General features: G+C 38.5%; 16 protein-coding genes. 6 read left to right on the top strand and 10 right to left on the bottom strand.

What is annotated here, in order from left to right; translation table 11 throughout:
• Window positions 1-115 precede the first annotated feature (115 nt).
• From QZ289_RS00195 to QZ289_RS00155, 9 genes are all read right to left on the bottom strand, one after another.
• Window positions 116-1327 (bottom strand): GDSL-type esterase/lipase family protein, encoded by a 1212-nt coding sequence (locus QZ289_RS00195; RefSeq protein WP_295697791.1) that lies wholly within the window; start codon window positions 1325-1327, stop codon window positions 116-118.
• A gap of 10 nt (window positions 1328-1337) precedes the next feature.
• Window positions 1338-2504: an SGNH family hydrolase gene (locus tag QZ289_RS00190; RefSeq protein WP_295697789.1), complete on the bottom strand. Its 1167-nt coding sequence runs from the start codon at window positions 2502-2504 to the stop codon at window positions 1338-1340.
• The gene (locus QZ289_RS00185; protein ID WP_295697786.1) at window positions 2504-3916 is read right to left on the bottom strand and encodes an MBOAT family protein; all 1413 of its coding nucleotides are present in this window, start codon (window positions 3914-3916) and stop codon (window positions 2504-2506) included. Before QZ289_RS00185 ends, QZ289_RS00190 begins: the two co-directional genes overlap by 1 nt.
• Window positions 3917-3996: 80 nt before the next feature.
• Window positions 3997-4803, bottom strand: a complete 807-nt coding sequence (locus tag QZ289_RS00180; protein WP_295697783.1) for an ABC transporter substrate-binding protein — start codon at window positions 4801-4803, stop codon at window positions 3997-3999.
• Window positions 4800-5579: an ABC transporter ATP-binding protein gene (locus QZ289_RS00175; protein WP_295697780.1), complete on the bottom strand. Its 780-nt coding sequence runs from the start codon at window positions 5577-5579 to the stop codon at window positions 4800-4802. Before QZ289_RS00175 ends, QZ289_RS00180 begins: the two co-directional genes overlap by 4 nt.
• A complete protein-coding gene (locus QZ289_RS00170; RefSeq protein ID WP_295697777.1) occupies window positions 5576-6556 on the bottom strand; it encodes an iron chelate uptake ABC transporter family permease subunit in 981 nt (326 codons plus the stop codon). The genes QZ289_RS00175 and QZ289_RS00170 overlap by 4 nt, the downstream gene beginning before the upstream one ends.
• Window positions 6557-6669: 113 nt before the next feature.
• Window positions 6670-7398, bottom strand: a complete 729-nt coding sequence (locus tag QZ289_RS00165; protein ID WP_295697774.1) for a methyltransferase domain-containing protein — start codon at window positions 7396-7398, stop codon at window positions 6670-6672.
• Window positions 7386-8027 carry a pimeloyl-ACP methyl esterase BioG family protein gene (locus QZ289_RS00160; protein ID WP_295697771.1) on the bottom strand — a complete coding sequence of 214 codons (642 nt, stop codon included), beginning with the start codon at window positions 8025-8027 and terminating at the stop codon, window positions 7386-7388. The genes QZ289_RS00165 and QZ289_RS00160 overlap by 13 nt, the downstream gene beginning before the upstream one ends.
• Window positions 8024-9169 (bottom strand): pyridoxal phosphate-dependent aminotransferase family protein, encoded by a 1146-nt coding sequence (locus QZ289_RS00155; protein ID WP_295697768.1) that lies wholly within the window; start codon window positions 9167-9169, stop codon window positions 8024-8026. Before QZ289_RS00155 ends, QZ289_RS00160 begins: the two co-directional genes overlap by 4 nt.
• 394 nt (window positions 9170-9563) lie before the next feature.
• Between QZ289_RS00155 and QZ289_RS00150 the strand changes: the two genes are divergently transcribed.
• From QZ289_RS00150 to QZ289_RS00135, 4 genes are read left to right on the top strand one after another with little or no spacing between them, the layout of a single operon-like run.
• Entirely contained in the window at window positions 9564-10394 is an 831-nt protein-coding gene (locus tag QZ289_RS00150; protein ID WP_295697765.1) for a flagellar hook-basal body protein, read from the top strand.
• Window positions 10395-10432: 38 nt separating this feature from the next.
• On the top strand, window positions 10433-12103 hold the full coding sequence (locus QZ289_RS00145; protein ID WP_295697762.1) for an N-6 DNA methylase: 1671 nt from the start codon (window positions 10433-10435) through the stop codon (window positions 12101-12103).
• Between the two features lies 1 nt (window position 12104).
• Window positions 12105-12578, top strand: a complete 474-nt coding sequence (locus QZ289_RS00140) for an acyltransferase (protein WP_295697760.1) — start codon at window positions 12105-12107, stop codon at window positions 12576-12578.
• Between the two features lie 5 nt (window positions 12579-12583).
• A complete protein-coding gene (locus QZ289_RS00135; protein ID WP_295697757.1) occupies window positions 12584-13297 on the top strand; it encodes a di-trans,poly-cis-decaprenylcistransferase in 714 nt (237 codons plus the stop codon).
• Window positions 13298-13301: 4 nt separating this feature from the next.
• On the opposite strand, the gene QZ289_RS00130 is transcribed toward QZ289_RS00135, so the two are convergent.
• Window positions 13302-14003: a hypothetical protein gene (locus QZ289_RS00130; protein WP_295697754.1), complete on the bottom strand. Its 702-nt coding sequence runs from the start codon at window positions 14001-14003 to the stop codon at window positions 13302-13304.
• A gap of 95 nt (window positions 14004-14098) precedes the next feature.
• Here QZ289_RS00130 and glyS point away from each other — a divergent pair, with 95 nt between their 5' ends.
• Together glyS and QZ289_RS00120 are read left to right on the top strand one after the other, a co-directional pair.
• Complete coding sequence (glyS, locus tag QZ289_RS00125; protein WP_295697751.1) at window positions 14099-16174, top strand: glycine--tRNA ligase subunit beta; 2076 nt, start codon at window positions 14099-14101, stop codon at window positions 16172-16174.
• Window positions 16171-17292 carry an ABC transporter permease gene (locus tag QZ289_RS00120; RefSeq protein WP_295697749.1) on the top strand — a complete coding sequence of 374 codons (1122 nt, stop codon included), beginning with the start codon at window positions 16171-16173 and terminating at the stop codon, window positions 17290-17292. The genes glyS and QZ289_RS00120 overlap by 4 nt, the downstream gene beginning before the upstream one ends.
• Window positions 17293-17295 lie beyond the last annotated feature (3 nt).

Here is a 17295-nt window from a genome sequence, read left to right as displayed (position 1 = left end):
AATGATATGTTTTGAGTAAAAATAACAAGTAAGTAGGCATATCAAGCTAACCTTTATTTAAGCTATTTAACATCGCTTTTTTGTAAGATAGACTCTCTTAAATAAAATTTGTGGATTATTCAAGTTTCATAAGTTCATAATAGAGTTTATCGGCGATGAGTCTATAACCATTAGGGAGTAAATGCACATCGGGTTTTGCGAGATTAGCACTCTCCCATTTAGCTTTGCCTCCGCTTTCATTGATAAAATCCTCCATACTAAAAAGCATTATTTGCTTCTCTTGAGCAAGTTTAACAATGGCAGTTTTAACAGGGTTGGCATTTTTGGTGAGTTTATATACGGCTTTTTTACGTTTTGTCGCATTGCTTACCTTTTGCACTACAGGCGGAGGCGATAGGAGTAAAATATTTGCATTTGGATTTGCTGCCTTTATGGTGTCAATCAAATTGCCATAATTTTTCAAAAAAAGTGCTTCGTTAAAATTACTATAAAGTGCGTCATTTGAGCCATAGCATAATATATATAAATCTGCTGGGAGGATACGCATTTGCTGCATAAACAGCTCTTTATCCCATTTGAGCCAAATATCTGCCTTAGCTCCATTGATACCAAGATTCTCAATGATATTGTTTGCCCCTTCTTCATTGGAGATAAATAACCCTCCAAGCAGCACTTTTTCGTTGAGGGCGTGAATGGTGATAGGATAGCGTAATTTAAGCGTGAGAATCTGCCATACAAAAGGGTGTTTGGCGTTAATAATAAATTGCTGCTTTGCGCTGTCCTCAATTACAAGCGCACTATTTTGGTTAGTGGATTTGAATATGATTTTGCTTAGTGTTTGTTCTGTGGTGTTTTGAGGTGAGAGTGTGATATGGGCGGGTAGCTCTATAGGTTTTGCCACTATGCCACCCAAGGGATATTCATCAAGCTCATTATCGCGAGAATTGAGGACTTCAAAATTAGAGCTTTCATATTTGAGGGCGATATGCTGATGATAAGCAGGAAACAAAGGATACACCAGACCAAAAGTATATTCTTCAAACATCAATCCTCGTAGCCTATGGGAGATAAAATCCCCAGCAATATGTGAATCTCCCAAGATTCTAATAATGAGATTTTCCCTTGTTTGTAGCTTTGCTTTAAAAGTGGGAGATATGCCATTTTGGTAGTTTTTTATACCGCTTGTAGATTCTAAGAGGTTCTTGCTTAATGTGGGAATCTTGGCGACTTGCTCGGGTTTGCTTAAAGCAATACCTATGGATTTGAGTGGATAATCTGCACAAAATGCAAATACGCACAAACACAAATAGAGTAGGCATATTTTCATAGCATTTCCCTTATTGCTTTTTTATAGAATCTTCTAGGGGGCTAATCTCAAGTGCATTGAGAAAGATATTTGCCATTATTTGATATCCCTTTGAAGTGAAATGTACCCCATCATCATCGCGCACTTGCACACTTTTGCCACTTTTATTTTTGATAAATGCAGAATACTTCCCTCCTTGTGTAACAATGCCATTGCTCTGTAAAAAATATTCCCCACCACTTCTCATTTCGCGCTCATACAGGCTATTAAGATACATAAGCTTATCATTAAGGGATTTTTCTCTCACAGAAGGAATCTCATACCAAACTATACGAGCGCCATTGGATTGGGCTATGATAAGGATTTCTTCTATGCGTTGAGTGTAGATTTCCTCCCATAAAGGGCTTTTAAAGGCAATATTTTTCTTTATCGTCCAAGGATCGTTTGCACCCAAAAGCACAACCACAAGGGCAATATTGTCATTTTTACTAAAGGCATCTTTAATTGCCTCCGCCCAATCAAAATAATGCTTGTAGGTTAAGCCTGTGCTGTGTTTGCTAAGGTTGATTCCTTGTAGATTCATTTTTTTAAAGGTTTTTAGCATATAGGGGGCGACACCTTGCATCATAGAATCTCCCACAAGTAGGACAGATGAGCCTTCTTCAATCTTTATTCGGGGATTGCTAATGGCGCGTATAGGTGTGTAACTCTCCACTATGGGAGGCCGAATCTTTTGAGGTTGGTTTGTTGCTACTTCTGCTTGTATCTCCGTATGGGAAGATTCTTTATGATTAAAAAAATGGCGAGTATTCTCTATGGGCATACTCTTGGCTACTTCACTATGGGGATTGTGGGGGGGGGGAGTAGTTTTTGAAATGGGAGGTTTGAGAGATGAAGTAGAATGAGGTGTTTTACTTTGCTCCTTTGCTGCTGTTTTTTGAGGGCTTTGATGAAAACTAAAAAAATTGCTAGAGAGGGTATTGAGAGTATTTATAGCACCATCTGTATAGGTAAAAAGTATATTCTCTTGTAGCATTGTGTTTTGATAGATGATATTTAAGACTTGGGTAAGGGGATGTTGGGATTCACTAAAATTGTGGTATTGCTGTTCTATATATATGAGTATGGAGCTATGCAGTATGATGAGAAGCTGCAAAAGTGTGAAAAAGGCGATAAATATAAATTTTGCCTGCTGCATTAGAAACTCGCATAAATAAAATGAGGTATGCCAGAGGGCATAATGACAATACATAACGTAAAAATGACACTTAAAATGATGGGCTTAATAACCCACGGAATAAAAGCTAAGGCTTTTTGGCATATTTCCATAGAATCGCGCATAAGAGGATAACATACAAAAAGCACAAGAAATCCACCAAGTAATGCCCACGTATAAAATGGCACAGGTAGAGTAAAGCCATAATAAAATGCAAGAAAAAATCCTCTCACCTCTTCAAGCGAATGATAGTAAAAGAAAATCCAGCAAAAACTTACAAAAAGGAATGTAAAAAATGCTCCTACAAAAGGCACATTATGTAAATCAATTCCAAGTTTTCGTAACACATTGAGCCAAACAATACCGAAGCCGTGCATTAGCCCCCAAATAAGAAAAGTTAGAGTATTGCCATGCCATAAGCCAGAAAGCCCAAAAGCGATAAGCACAAAAAGTTGTGTGTTCAAAAAACCCTTTTTATTTCCACCAAGTGGGATATAGATATAATCACGTATGAAGGTTGAGAGGCTAATATGCCATCTACTCCAAAAATCTTTCAAATTTTTTGCCATATAGGGCATATTAAAGTTAAGCGGCAGGGTGAATCCAAGCATAAGTCCAAACGCACAAACTAAATTTACATATCCGCTAAAATCACAATAAAGCTGAATGCTGTATGCAAAAAGTGCGCTTAAAAGCTCTAAAGCATGGTATTCAAAAGGGGTATTTAAGATAGGCATAGCATAAATGCCTAAATAGTTTGCAATAATTGCCTTTTTCACAAATCCAAATAATATAAGGGTAATAATCATATCAATCGAGCCAAACTCACGTTTTGTGTGATATTGAGAGAAGAAAGATTCACTTCTCATAATGGGACCTGCCATAAAAGTAGCAAAAAATGAAAGATAAGTCGCCACCCCAACAAAGCTTTCTAGTGCAGGATTCTCTTCTTGATAGTAATCATCTTGTGCAAGGTATTTGCTATTTTCATACACAGAGCACAAATAGGTGATAGAAGCAAAGGTATAAAAGCTAATGCCTAAGGGAAAGATAATATCTATTTCTAAAAAATCAAGCCCCAAAAGCGCAAGAAGCGCGTCAAACTCATCTTTAATATATGAATAATATTTAAAGAAACACAAAAAAAGTAACACAAATATCATAGAAGCAAGAAGCGCAAAACGCGTTCGCAAGCTATCGATAAAAAGAGCAAGGGAATACACAAGGCAGGTATAGATAAGCACAATGAGGGCAAAATAGGGGCTAAAAAGATAAATAACAAGGTAATTAAAAGCAAGGAGAGAGAGGTTACGCCACGATAAGAATGGAATGCTCCAATATAGAATAAAAAATAGCAATAGGAGAATACTAAATTCAATAGAAAAAAAACTCATTACACATTCTCTTGTGGTTGGAAGTATCTTAAGTGATAGATTATAACATAAAACTCACTTAAGATACCTGCTTTAAGTTTCTACTCTTTATTTTGTAATATCTCTTTAAATGCCTTGATATGTTCTACTATGCTAGGACTTACGCGCAAAAGAGAATAAGTATGTGGATAGGCAAAAATATGATTATTTTTTGCTGCTTTTGTGTTTTTTAGGGCGGGATTTTGTTTTAGAAGTATTTGTGAATCTTTAGCTTCAATGCCTAGAACAATCATATCTGGATTTGTTTTTAAAATAAACTCACTTGAGATAATGGGGCGATCTATCTCACTTGGGGGTGTTACATTTTTCACGCCAATAAGGGCAAATATATCGGCTATCACAGAATTATCTGTGAATCCCATAAGAGGGTTGCTTGAGAAGAGAAAAAGTGCGCTTTTATTTAAAGGCTCTTGTTCTAGAAGCAAAAACTCTTCTTTAATGCGGTTATTAAGCGCGATACCGGCTTTTTCCTTATGAAGCAAGGTGGCTAGGGTGGTAATATTTTTTTCCAAATCACTTAATCTTTTTGCTTGAAGATACATTGTTTTAATCCCTAATTGCGCTAATCGCTCTTGCAATCCCAAAGAATACGAGCTAAGAATCACAAGCGTAGGCTTAAAAGAAATGATTTTTTCAATGGAAGGATTTGAGAAGCTCCCCACACTTGGTAGCTTTGATGTTTTATCTTTTGGGGCGATGTTACTATGCTGTAAATGTGCAATAGCGATAATCTCATCTCCACTCCCAAGCTCATAGATAATCTCAATACTTGCCGGGTCTAGCACCACTAATCTCTCTTGTGCAAAAACCATACACACAAAACCAATCATACAGAGAAAAATTTTCATACATACTCCTTTGAAATAATAATATGCGCTTTGCCCTTATGAGACATTACTTCGCATTCTAATCCATAAATGTCTTTTAATATTGGTGGCTTGAGTAGCTCATCACTTTTCCCATCATAGTGCACTTGTCCGTTTTTAAGAAAAATGAGGCGATGGCAAAAGAGGGAGGCGAGATTCACATCGTGTAAAATAGCTATTATGGCGATATTATGCGTGCGGATATAATCCTCACACAAGGAAAGAAGCTCGATAGAAAAATGTAAATCAAGCGCAGAGGTGGGCTCATCAAGACAAAGTATGCGGGGATTCTTAAGCAATGCTCTTGCGAGCAAAACACGTTGGAATTCGCCTCCACTAAGTGAAAGGATATTGCGCGTTAAAAAAGATTCTATTTTGAGTGTATTTGCTAACTCCCGCATCGATTCTAAATCGTCCTTTGTATATCCGCCAAACATACTTTTTAATGCGCTATATCGCCCCATAAGTAGCACATCTTGTACTAAAAGAGGCATATTTATGCCTGATTTTTGAGGCACAAAGCCAATAAGATGTGAGAGCTGCTTCATATCATGAGATTCTATAGGTTTATCAAAGAGCGTAATGCTACCCTTTTGCAATGGGATAATGCCGAGTATATGCTTTAGCAATGTGCTTTTGCCTGAGCCATTAGGTCCTAGAATACCTACAAATTCGCCCTGTGTAATGCAAAATGACACATCTTGTAATAATATTTTATTATCAATGCGATATTCTAAGCCATTCACACGCACACTCATATACTTCTCCTAGCATATAATGCAAGATACAAGAAGAGAGGCACACCAAAAAATGCGGTAATAATCCCTATGGGTAATTCTACATTAAGCGCACTTCGTGCAATCCCATCACAAAATAGCAAAAAGATACCACCTAAAGCCGTGCATAAAGGTAAAACAATGGCATTATTATAATCTTTAAGCAATAATCGCACGATGTGGGGGATTACCAATCCCACAAAGCCAATCAATCCGCTAAATGCCACACTAAAGGCTACACCAAATGATGAAACAATAAGCAAGTTGCGTTTAAGCCTTGTGGCATCTACGCCAAGATTCCGTGCCTCCTCATCGCCACTAAGGATAATATTCATCTCATAGCGATACATATAAAAATAGAGCATACACAATATAAGCGGGATACAGAGAATCCCCACCTTATCCCACGAGCTAAGTCCTAAATATCCCATAAGCCAAGCCACAATTTTAAACGAGCTTTCTCCAATGTAGTAGATAAAAAGCGAAGTGAGCGCACCCAAAAATGAAGAAATGGCTATGCCAATGATGAGCAAGGTAGTGATGTTAGCATATTTGTGGAGCTTAAAAATTAGCAATGAAAAGGCAGCACAAAAGACAAATCCTAGTATGCCAAAATAAAAATCAGCCAAACCTATTGCATAAGCCACCACTGCTCCAAAGGTAGCTGCTGAAGCTATGCCAATAATATAGGGATCAGCTATGGGATTGGCAAAAATACTTTGTGTAACGCAACCACACGATGCAAGGAGCATACCAATGAGTATTGCCATTATGATACGTGGCAAGCGCACATCAAATAAAATGCTTTTATGCACTCCTACTTCACTTTCTGTGCTAAAAAATACCCCTACAAGGCGAGATATACTCCATATCTCATCACCTATAAGCATAGATATGCCTACTCCCAAGATATACAAACATATCAAGCCATACTTAATAATATGAACACGAGAAATCACCATATAAACCTTGAATCAATAACTTTATGATACTTGTATAAATCACTTTACTAGAACAATTAGAGATTATAAAACAGAAAGGTTAAAATAAAAATAATAAATAATATTATTTTTTAAATACGTTTTGTTCTGCAAGAAAGGAGTAGGTAGATGGGGTGGTAGGTGAGTGTGTTATGAAATTGCAATTCATACTCTGTAAGCATTTTTTTAGAGATGTAGCCACCTCTTTGCAGGGCATTCACACCGCTTTGCTTTAAATGCCTAAACACATCAAGCGCACTAGGGAATTGCAAACTCAATAGCTCATCGTGAAAATAGAGAATCTCAAAATATTGAGTCAATATATCACGCATCGTTCCTAGCTCCATATAGGGCAGTCCCTGATGTGTGATAGCCCTTACCTCATAGCAGTTTTTCTGCCCAAATGTGCTTAAAAGACACAAGCCATTGGGGGCGAGAATGCTATGAATCTCGCTTATGCTCTTTTCAAAATCAAGCCATTGCAGAGAGGCATTAGAGAGGATTAAATCAAATTTGCATTGCCACAAAGGACTGTTGCGTAAATGTGCCATATCAAAAATATGATATTCCACATTTGGCAAATCCCTCAAATCTACGCCATAATCGTTAATATCATTGCAAATATAAGATTCATAATGCAATATCGGCGTGAGTAAGCGCATAAGCTCTCCATTACCCGCGCCAAACTCAAATATATGTGTAAATTCCCTCCTGTGTGTGCGACTTAATATCTCAACGAGTCTATGGCGCATTTGCCTTTGGATTAAAGCGGATTGCGCGTAAGTATGCTTCGCTTGGAGGAATCGCTCTAAATAGTGCATATTTCCTCCCAACTTTGAAAGGCTAGGAATGCAAAATGCGGCGCGGGAGATTCCACAATACGCACAGGCGGAATGCGTGAATCAAAAAATACCTTTGAAGCACTAAAGGGGAAAATCTTATCATTTAGCGATAAAAATGCTACATCATAGCTAAAATCTTGCAAGTGAGGCTTGTTTAGCGCATAATTATAAAGGCTTTGTAGCTCTGCTTGTAGCTTATCTTTAGGGCTTAGGGGCATATCGCTTTGTGTGCCAAAAAGCGCGGTTTTAAAATCAGGCACATTAAGATGTGAGATAGTCTTTTTAAACACAAGCGGGTGAATCCCAAAATGTCTATCAATGCCGATATTTGTGCCATTAATGGCAATTTTGCGATGAAGGTTAAAAGTAGAGATAAAATGCGGTGCGATACTCACCCCCATAGAAAAGGCAATGAGGTAGAGCATCTTATATGAAGCGAGGCTATCAAAAAATGCTTGAGGTAGCACAAAATCCCTGTAATCATACACCATAATCACATCACAATCCGCGCTAAGATGTGCAAAATGTGCTGCTTGAGTAGCAAATCCGCCAAAAAATATAATACATTTCTCGCTCTGTGCGTGAGTATGCAAAAAAGTATATTTCATAACAACGCCTTGATGATAGATTCTATATGTGCCTCATTGAGTGCGGCATTGAGAGAGAAGCGAATGCGTGATGTGCCTTTGGGGATAGTAGGCTCTTTAATCGCTGGGGCGAAAATGCCTCCTTGCAAAAGATTGTTGGAAATCATATCGGCTTTTGCATTGCTCCCACAAAGCAAGGAGATGATATATTCATCGCCTAATATTTTAAAGCCTTGTTTTAAAAGCACATCTTTAAAAAAATGGCTTATGTTATGCAGATTTTGCCTTTGATTATGGAATCTTGCAAGATTTGCAAAAATGAAATGACTCCAAGCGACATTTAAAGGCGGGAGGGCAGTAGAGTAGATAAACGCCCTTGCTTTATTGATAAAAAATGCTTTAAAATCACTGCTACACAGCATACACGCACCTACAGAGGCGATGGCTTTGCCAAAGGTGAAAACTAAAAAATCTATTTTCTTATCTAGTCCTAAGCTTTTTGCATAACCTAGTCCACTTTCATCAAAACAGCCCACAGAATGCGCCTCATCGACATAGAGTAAGATGTTTTGATAGCGTTTTTTAAACTCTGTGAGTTCTTTTAAGGGTGCGAAATCCCCGTTCATACTGAAAAGTGCTTCGGTAATAATGATGATATGCTCATAGTCTTTGTGATATTGTTTGAGTAAATTTTCTAAAGATTCTAAATCATTATGTTTAAAGCGCAAAAACCTGCTTCCACCCAATCTCAAGCCATCAATCACACTTGCGTGTATGAGTTTATCAGCGATTAAAAGGGTGTTTGGTAGGGTGCTTAGAGCTTGTATGCACGAAAGATTCAAATGATAGCCGCTATTAAAGTGTAAAACTTCTTTATTTTGAAAAGACTTTGCTAGGCTGCTTTCAAATTTTTCGTAAATGCTAAAATTCCCACTTAAGCTCCTGCTGCTTGAGCTTGAAAGATAAAAATCTTTTGCATCAAGTTGGCGCAAAAACTCATCTTTTAAGCCCTCATCTTTAGTTAAATGAAGGTAATCATTCCCGGCAAGATTAAGCAATTTTTGCCCTTTAAAATATACATACTGCCCCTCGTGTGTAAGGGTTTTTAAACGGCGATAGTTGCCTTGTGTTTTAAGATCTGCTAAAATCGTATCAAGTGGCATTGTTTAGTCTTTTACAAAATTTTTAAAATACATATCAGTTTCCTCTTACGCTTCTTATTTCATTTTCTCTAAGTAAGATTTTAAAATCATATCATAGCTTCCCTTACCACTCAAAAATCCCTTCTACTTTACAAAATTGTTAAGATTCTAACAATTTTCTCGGTTTTATCAGCTCTAGCATTGCCATTCACCTTAAGGAATCTATAATATCTTATATTTGTCTTTAGAGTAGCCCTAGTGATAATATTTCCTGCTTTGTGCTATCTCTTTATGATGTCAAAATGATTTGTAATGCACAAAGCCTTGCTGGTTCTATGAATTTTTATATGTTTTTTGAATATTAAGGAATATGTTTTGCTTTTCAATGGGGGTAATTTCATCATAAAGGGGCTTTATGCAAAGCGGATATTATAACACCACTGGCGGTATGGTAACGCAGTTTAACCGCCTTGATTTAATCTCAAATAATTTAGCCAATCTCAACACCACAGGCTTTAAGCGCGATGACGTGGTGATTGGTGATTATTTGCGACTTTATGAAACGCACAAAGAGCAGCTTCCCATAGAAGACCACACACGCAAGGCTGCTAAATTTCTCAATCGCACACTTGATAGAGTGCCTATCATCAGTGAGGAATACACCGATAGAAGCGTGGGGAATCTCACTCAAACGGATAATCCGCTTGATTTCGCCCTCCAACGTGAAAATGCCTTTTTTGCTATCCAAACACCTGATGGAATCCGCTATACCCGTGATGGGAGCTTTAATATCAATAGCGATGGGCAGATTGTCAATAAAGATGGGCATTTGGTGCTTAGTCGCAATGGGCTAGATTCTGGTGAGGGGCTTGTAGTCTCTGCGGGATTGCACCTTGAGGCTGATAAGAATGGCAATATCTATGTCCGCAATCTTAATAATGACGCCATCGCCGAGCAAATCAATCTCGGCGCACTTGCCATAGTGGGCTTTGAGAATCCGCGATATTTAAAAAAAGTGGGTAAAAATCTCTATGAATACCCAAAAGAGCGCGAGAATGAACGAGAAATCGTATATAATGATGTCCTCACACAAGGCTTTGTAGAAAAAAGCAATGTCAATGCGGTGCGTGAGATGACTGCGTTGATTGAGACTAATCGCCTTGTGGATATGTATTCTAAAGTAATGAGAAGCCATATGGACGATCTCAATACAGAAGCAATTACAAAGCTTGCTGTCCGTGCTTAAAGAGATATGATTTTAATGCAATTTTCTTAAGGGGAATGATGAAAGAGCTGCTTAACTGCTTTGAATATATCAAACGCTATCATATTGATATGTTTGATTCTATTGCTATTATGCTAGAGATGTTTTATCTCAAACGTCATTGTCCCGATTTTATAGAATCTCTCATCGCCCTTGCAGTAAAACGAAAGCCTATTTATGAAGAATATGCTAATGCCCTTAAAAGCGCGCTAGGAGAGGAGCTTTACACTCCGCTTAATCCGCATTGCAATTTGCTAAAGATTCTAAAAGTTATCTTGGGAAATGACGTTTCAAACCGCACGATTGAAGAGTTTTTACACATTATCACGCAAAAAAAGACCACACATAAGCTTTTTTCCTATTCGACGCCTTTAGAGATTAATGAATTGCTCGTAGGGCTACTTGATATCAAACAATCTCAAAGTGTGTATAACCCCTGCTATGGTATGGGGAGCTTGTTTTTTGCTATTGCTAATGCCGCTCATCAGTTTGAACTCTACGGTGAGGAGCTAGAGAGTGCATTAGTGCGAATAGCTAAGATTATTTGCAAGATTTTAGATCTTAGCTCCTCGCATTTGCTTTTGAATAATATCCTTAAAAATGAGCAGTTTAAGCATCAAAAATTTGATAAAATCATTTGTAATCCCCCGCTTGATAGCCATATCGGCACACAATTTTTAAAAGAAGATAAACGTTTTGCTACTTATGAGACATTGATTAAGACCTACCCCGAGCTACTTTTTCTTATCCATTCACTTTCCTATCTTAAGGATAAGGGCGTGTTTATCCTCCGCACACAAACCTTGCTGAAATCTTCCATAGAAGGGCGATTGCGAGAGAGGCTATGTGAGGAGGGATTGATAGAATCTATCATTGAGCTACCTAAAAATATTTTCCCCCATCAAACCTATGATTTTTCTATCATTGTGCTTTCTCCCAATAATGAATCTATACTTCATATTAACGCTAACACGCCATATTTTTACCATAAAGATGGCAAATACAATCGCCTTATCCACCTCAAAGAATTGCTTGATATTTATCGCTACAAGTGCACAGGGGAGCATTCTTCCCTCACGCCCCTTTCTCAAATCAATCCGCACGATTTAAGCGTGAGTGCCTATGTCCAAAAGCCCACTTCAAGCCATACAAATCACACAACCCTAAGCGCACTTGGCACAAGCGTATTTCGAGGGCAGCGCGTCTATGGTGGGAGCAAAGATGAGAAGATTATCTATTTTGATTTAGGCATTGCAGATTTTACAGATTATGGATTTTGCTATGAGTTTTCTACACAGCGATTTAAGGGTGATATACATAAGATTCACAAATACAGCTTAAAACCCTATGACATCGCTATATCCATTCGTGGCACGATGCCTAAATTTACTATTTTAAGCCCAGCGATGAAAGATGCTAAAATAGTGGCAAATGCCGGAATCATTATCGTGCGTTCAAAAAGTCCAGAAATTGCGATAGGGATTTACTGCTATCTTTTCTCTACACAAGGACAGCAAATGCTTTCAAAGCTTTATGAGCGCAATCTAGGCAATCTCAATCCCCTTGATTTAGAGCAGCTCCCTATACCTAATGATTTCACACTCCACGCGCAGCAGACTTTCACGCAAATAGAATCTTATGCCGCACAGCTTAAAGATATACAAGATAAACTACAAGCATTGAGAGGCTAGTGTGAATCCAACAATCAAAGAAGTAGGCATTGTGAATGTGAAATGTGGAAAAAATGTAGTGATTATTACCCCTAGCAACCTCTATGGCTGCACGTTGGATGAAGATGTGTTTGTAGGACCATTTTGTGAGATACAATGTGATGTATATATTGGCAAACGCACACGTGTGCAATCCCATAGCTTTATTTGCTCATCTGTGTGTATTGGGGAGGATTGCTTCATCGGGCATAGTGTGGTATTTATCAACGATACCTTCTTTCAAGGTGCTCCCGCACCGAGTAAAGATATGTGGAAATCTACAAATATTGGAAATCGCGTGAGTATTGGTTCAAATGCCACGATTTTGCCCGTGAATATTTGCGATGATGTGGTGATTGGTGCGGGAGCTGTGGTGAGCAAAGATATTGTGCAAAGTGGATTTTATGTCGGTAATCCCGCAAGATTCTTGCGTCCATTGGTAGATTCTATAAGGTAGCAAATATGAAAAAGCCCCCCTTACAGCATATTGCTATCATAATGGATGGCAACGGACGTTGGGCGCAAAGTCAAGGTAAAAAGCGCACACATGGACATAAAGAGGGCGCAAAAATTGTGCGTGACGTAACACAATGGTGTGCTAACCAAAAAATTCCCTATCTCACACTTTATGCTTTTTCTACTGAAAATTGGAAACGTCCTAAGGTGGAGGTGGATTTCCTAATGAAGCTATTAGAGCAATATTTGCGCAATGAAAAGCCCGTGTATATGAAAAACAATATTAGATTCCGTGCCATAGGGGATATTAGCATTTTTAGTCATACGTTAAAAAATGCTATTTTAGAGCTAGAGCATCTCACGCAAAATCACACCAATCTCACGCAGATTCTCGCACTCAATTATGGCTCGCATAATGAGATAGCACGAACTTTTATCAAAATAGCACAAAGCCTTAGCAAAGACGAGATAAGCACACTTACTCCGCAGGAGGCAACCACACTCATTAATGCTAATTTGGATACAGCTACACTGCCTAATGTAGATTTGCTTATTCGCACAGGTGGGGAGAGCCGCCTATCAAATTTTTTGCTATGGCAATCAAGCTATGCAGAGCTATTTTTTACCCCCACACTTTGGCCTAATCTATGCACGGATGAGTTAGATGGAATCTTAGAGGCATTCTATCTAAAGCAGAGGCGATTTGGCGCTTTAAAATAGCAAATTATTCCTCTAGGATAGTAATGTTTTGTTTTGCTGATTTTGTATTTTGCTTCTGCTTTATATTTTTGTCTTGTAGCTGTGAGATTTTATCTTGCAAGTCTGCATTTTTTATAAAATCAATAGCATAGTCTTTTTTAGCAAGTTTTGCAGTGCTTGAGCTGATTTTGGGTATATAGGTTTGTAGAATCTTTACACGTTTTTGCACATCTTTGGCGTATTCTTGCGCTATTTTATCACGTTCTTTGTCCTTTTCCCAGCTAAAGCCCTTGTTGTAGGATTTAATCACTTCATACCAATTCCCCTTACGCACCCTGTGCCAATAGTTTAGCTCTTCAAGTGCAGTAGCAGAGGCAAAATCATCATCACGCATAAGCAGCTCTCCCACCATATTGCGCATAAAGTTCGTATCTTTTTGCTTATGCTTTTTAAGAAGTCCGGGAATATGCGCGTGGTAGATACCTGCTGAAGGGTCAGCGAAATTCACACGATATTCTCCTGCGCAAGATTCTTTCCAAGCAATAGCTGCCATTGTGTAGCCAAAGCCGCTTTTTGCGCCGTATTTAAAGGCTTTTAAAATCACTTGCTTTTGATTCCTGTTAAAATCTTTAGGCTGCACACATTTACCCTCAATTTTATGCAGTGGCAGGGCAAAAGCAGGAGTTAGAGCGACTAATAGCATAATGATAGAATATATTATTTTCAATGTTTTGTTTCCTGTAATATTTATCTCTCTAAATGACTTTTTAATAACTCTGCGTTACAATCACGCAATCATATCTAAAATTTTAAAGGAATAACTTGAAAGCCGCACATTTACCCTTGCTTATTGAAGTTTTTACCGAAGAACTTCCCGCATTGCCATTTTTAAAGGAACTACCCAATATGGTAGAAAAATGGCAAAAAATTGCTAAAGCCCATAATATTGCCTCCACCCCTCTATTATACTTTACGCCTAGACGTATTGTGCTGTATGAGGAGCACTTTCCCACTACCACGCAAGATATGCTGATAGAATCCTATGGTCCCCCTTTAAGCATTGCTTTCAATAATGGCGATAAGACACAGGGCTTAAGCAAGGCAGGAGAAAGCTTTTATAAAAAAAATGGCTTGAGTGTAGATACCACCTTGCAAATAACGCAAAAAGATGGCAAGGAAGTGCTTTATCATACCTACACAAAAAAGGGCGTGGCAACAAGCACCTTGCTTGGTGAAGTACTCATTAAATGGCTTGAATCTTTGCAATTTGGCAAGAGTATGTTTTGGGGAGATGTAAGGCAAAGTTTTATCCGCCCTATACGCAATATCTGTGTGCTTTTGGGTAAAGAAAGCATAGCGCTCAACGCCTTTGGATTGCACAGCAAGGCACAAACGTATGTCCATAGAGATGTGAGTTTCGCCCCTGTGGCAATAGATAGCGCAGAATCTTATTTCCAAGCACTTGATAAGGGTAAAGTCATTTTGAATCAAGATAAACGCAAAACCCTTATTTTAGAGCAAATTCGCAGAATTGAATCCACCCATCACATTAAAGTAGAAATTGATGAAAGCCTCTTGAATGAGATTGTAGCCATTACAGAATATCCTCGTGCGGTGTGTGGGAGCTTTGATGAGGTGTTCTTACGTCTGCCTCCGGAGGTGATTATCATCTCTATGAAGGAGCATCAGCGGTATTTTGCTACTTATATGAATGGGAATCTGCATAATGGCTTTGTGCTTGTGGCAAACAGCACCACAGAGCATCTTGCTCCCATCGTGCAGGGCAATCAAAAGGTGCTCAAAGCAAGGCTAAGTGATGCGATGTTTTTTTATGAAAATGATATAAAAAATGGTTTTAAGGTGGAGGATTTAGAGCAGATTCTCTTTGTGGAGGGGGCAGGGTCTTTGCTTGATAAATCTAAGCGTGAGGGCATTATCGCGCATATACTTTTAGAATCCTATGCGACTAAGATAGATATGCCCTTAGTGGATATGCAGGAGATTCTAAGTAATGCTATTATGTATGCAAAGGCGGATTTACTCACGCAAATGGTGTATGAGTTTCCAGAGTTGCAGGGCATTATGGGCTATTATTATGCTAAGCGTTTTGGCTTCCACCCGCTTGTTGCTTTGAGTATAAAGGAGCAGTATCTCCCCACAGGAGAGGATTCTGTCTTGCCTAGTCATCTCATCAGCGCTATTGTTGCTCTAAGCATAAAGCTTGATAATATCTTTACACTTTTTAGTTTGGGGAAGATTCCAAGTGGTTCAAAAGACCCTTTTGCCCTAAGACGCGCGGCTAATGGGATATTAAAGATTATTTCTTACTATGAGCTAGATTTTGACTTACACACTGATATAGCAAGGCTCTATGAAGCTGCTGGCTATAAGACAAGTGATTTAAGCCATATAGAATCTTTCTTTTTAGAGCGATTAGAGGGTATGCTTAAAGTCAATCCCTCGCTTATCCGCTGTGTGCTAAATGCTCGTGTGGATAATAAGCCTATGCGTAATCTCCGCAGTATCATCACGCATACCCAAAGCCTAAGTGCATTCTTTGAAAATAGCGATAAGGAAGCCCTTGTGAGGCTCTTTAAACGAGTGGCAAATATTTTAGAAGATAGCATAGAGCCTACGCCCATAATAGAATCGCTTCTCACACTTAATGCAGAAAAGTCTCTCTATCAAGCCCTTAAATCGCTTCAATCTCAACATTTTGCAAACACAGATACGCATATCGCCGCGCTCTTTGCGCTTAAAATTCCTCTAGAAGCATTTTTTGAATCTGTGCTTGTCAATGTCGAGAACAAGGCACTTAAAACCAATCGTCAAATGCTCGTTTTAGAAGCATATAATGAATTTTTACGTATCGGCGATATTAAGGATATTTCATTGTGAGAGACTTTTATTCTACCTTTATTTGCGAGGCAAGAAATATCTTTACATCCGTGTCTGCAATGCTCATTATCTTTGGTGGCTCACTTTTTTATCTCTTTTTGTATCCTACGCCTTATTATGGCGATGTGGTAAGCCCCCAAAAGATTGCCATTGTCGATTATGATGGCACGACTTCATCGCGAGAGATGATTGATTTTTTTAGAGCCTCACCCTATTTGGAGGTGGTGGAGATTCTCCAAAGTGAAGCAGATGTGCAGGATTTGATAGAATCTTATTCTGTCTATGGTGTGATTATTATCCCTAAGGATTTTGAAAAACATATCTATCAACGTATCCCGCCTGTGGTGGCGATTATGGCGAATGCCTCGTATTTACTTATTTATGGGGCAATTGTGAATGCAAGTGCAGATTGCATTAATGCTTTTAATGATTCTCTTAAAACTAAACTGCAAACCCACGAAAGAGAAATTTTACAGCCCTCTTTTATGCCGCTTTTTAATCCCTCAATGGGTTATATTAACTACACACTTGCGCCCATATTGATTTTTATCCTACATCAAACGCTTGTAGCAGGGGCGGGGATTATTGGCGGCACACAGAATCAGCAGTTTGCTCAAGGTGCAAGAAACTACTACAGCATGGCTAATCCGCTTATTTTGGTGTTATCTAAGATTCTCGTATTTTTCTGTATTTATGCGGTGCTTTTTGCCTTTTATTTTGGGTTTGCGTATAAATTTTATGGTGTGTATGTGGGGGCGCATATCCTTGATTTTTGGCTTTTTAGCACGGCTTTTATCCTTTCTACTGCAGCGTTTGGCGTATTTTTTGGTGCTATTTTGCCTAAACGCGCCCTCTCTACCCAAATCATTATGCTTGCTTCTATGCCTATTGTGTTTTTGCTAGGCTTTATGTGGCCAAAGGCGCAAATTGCGGTATGGGCGAGTGCTTTGGTAGGGTTTTTACCCGCATATCACGGCATTAATGGGCTTTTGCAACTTAATCAAATGGGTGCGAGTTTTGGAAGTGTGTGGGAATATTTTGCAAGTTTGTGCTTTTTATGTGTGCTGTATATTGTCGCTAGTGTACTTGTGATTTATAAGAAAACTTTACGATGGTAAAAA

It is taken from the genome of uncultured Helicobacter sp. (assembly GCF_910577135.1).
In the GTDB taxonomy this organism is placed as follows: Bacteria; Campylobacterota; Campylobacteria; order Campylobacterales; family Helicobacteraceae; genus Helicobacter_C; species Helicobacter_C mastomyrinus.
The sequence above is the reverse complement of the archived record's forward strand: the minus strand, read 5'-3'. Positions and strand labels throughout refer to the sequence as shown.

What these genes read in the sequence shown, in the direction of transcription:
- QZ289_RS00180 (WP_295697783.1), bottom strand. Translation starts at nt 4,803, where the DNA reads ATGAAAATTTTTCTCTGTATGATTGGTTTTGTGTGTATGGTTTTTGCA.
- QZ289_RS00135 (WP_295697757.1), top strand. Translation starts at nt 12,584, where the DNA reads ATGAAAAAGCCCCCCTTACAGCATATTGCTATCATAATGGATGGCAAC.
- QZ289_RS00155 (WP_295697768.1), bottom strand. Translation starts at nt 9,169, where the DNA reads ATGCCACTTGATACGATTTTAGCAGATCTTAAAACACAAGGCAACTAT.
- QZ289_RS00145 (WP_295697762.1), top strand. Translation starts at nt 10,433, where the DNA reads ATGAAAGAGCTGCTTAACTGCTTTGAATATATCAAACGCTATCATATT.
- QZ289_RS00165 (WP_295697774.1), bottom strand. Translation starts at nt 7,398, where the DNA reads ATGCACTATTTAGAGCGATTCCTCCAAGCGAAGCATACTTACGCGCAA.
- QZ289_RS00185 (WP_295697786.1), bottom strand. Translation starts at nt 3,916, where the DNA reads ATGAGTTTTTTTTCTATTGAATTTAGTATTCTCCTATTGCTATTTTTT.
- QZ289_RS00195 (WP_295697791.1), bottom strand. Translation starts at nt 1,327, where the DNA reads ATGAAAATATGCCTACTCTATTTGTGTTTGTGCGTATTTGCATTTTGT.
- QZ289_RS00150 (WP_295697765.1), top strand. Translation starts at nt 9,564, where the DNA reads ATGCAAAGCGGATATTATAACACCACTGGCGGTATGGTAACGCAGTTT.
- QZ289_RS00190 (WP_295697789.1), bottom strand. Translation starts at nt 2,504, where the DNA reads ATGCAGCAGGCAAAATTTATATTTATCGCCTTTTTCACACTTTTGCAG.
- QZ289_RS00160 (WP_295697771.1), bottom strand. Translation starts at nt 8,027, where the DNA reads ATGAAATATACTTTTTTGCATACTCACGCACAGAGCGAGAAATGTATT.
- QZ289_RS00175 (WP_295697780.1), bottom strand. Translation starts at nt 5,579, where the DNA reads ATGAGTGTGCGTGTGAATGGCTTAGAATATCGCATTGATAATAAAATA.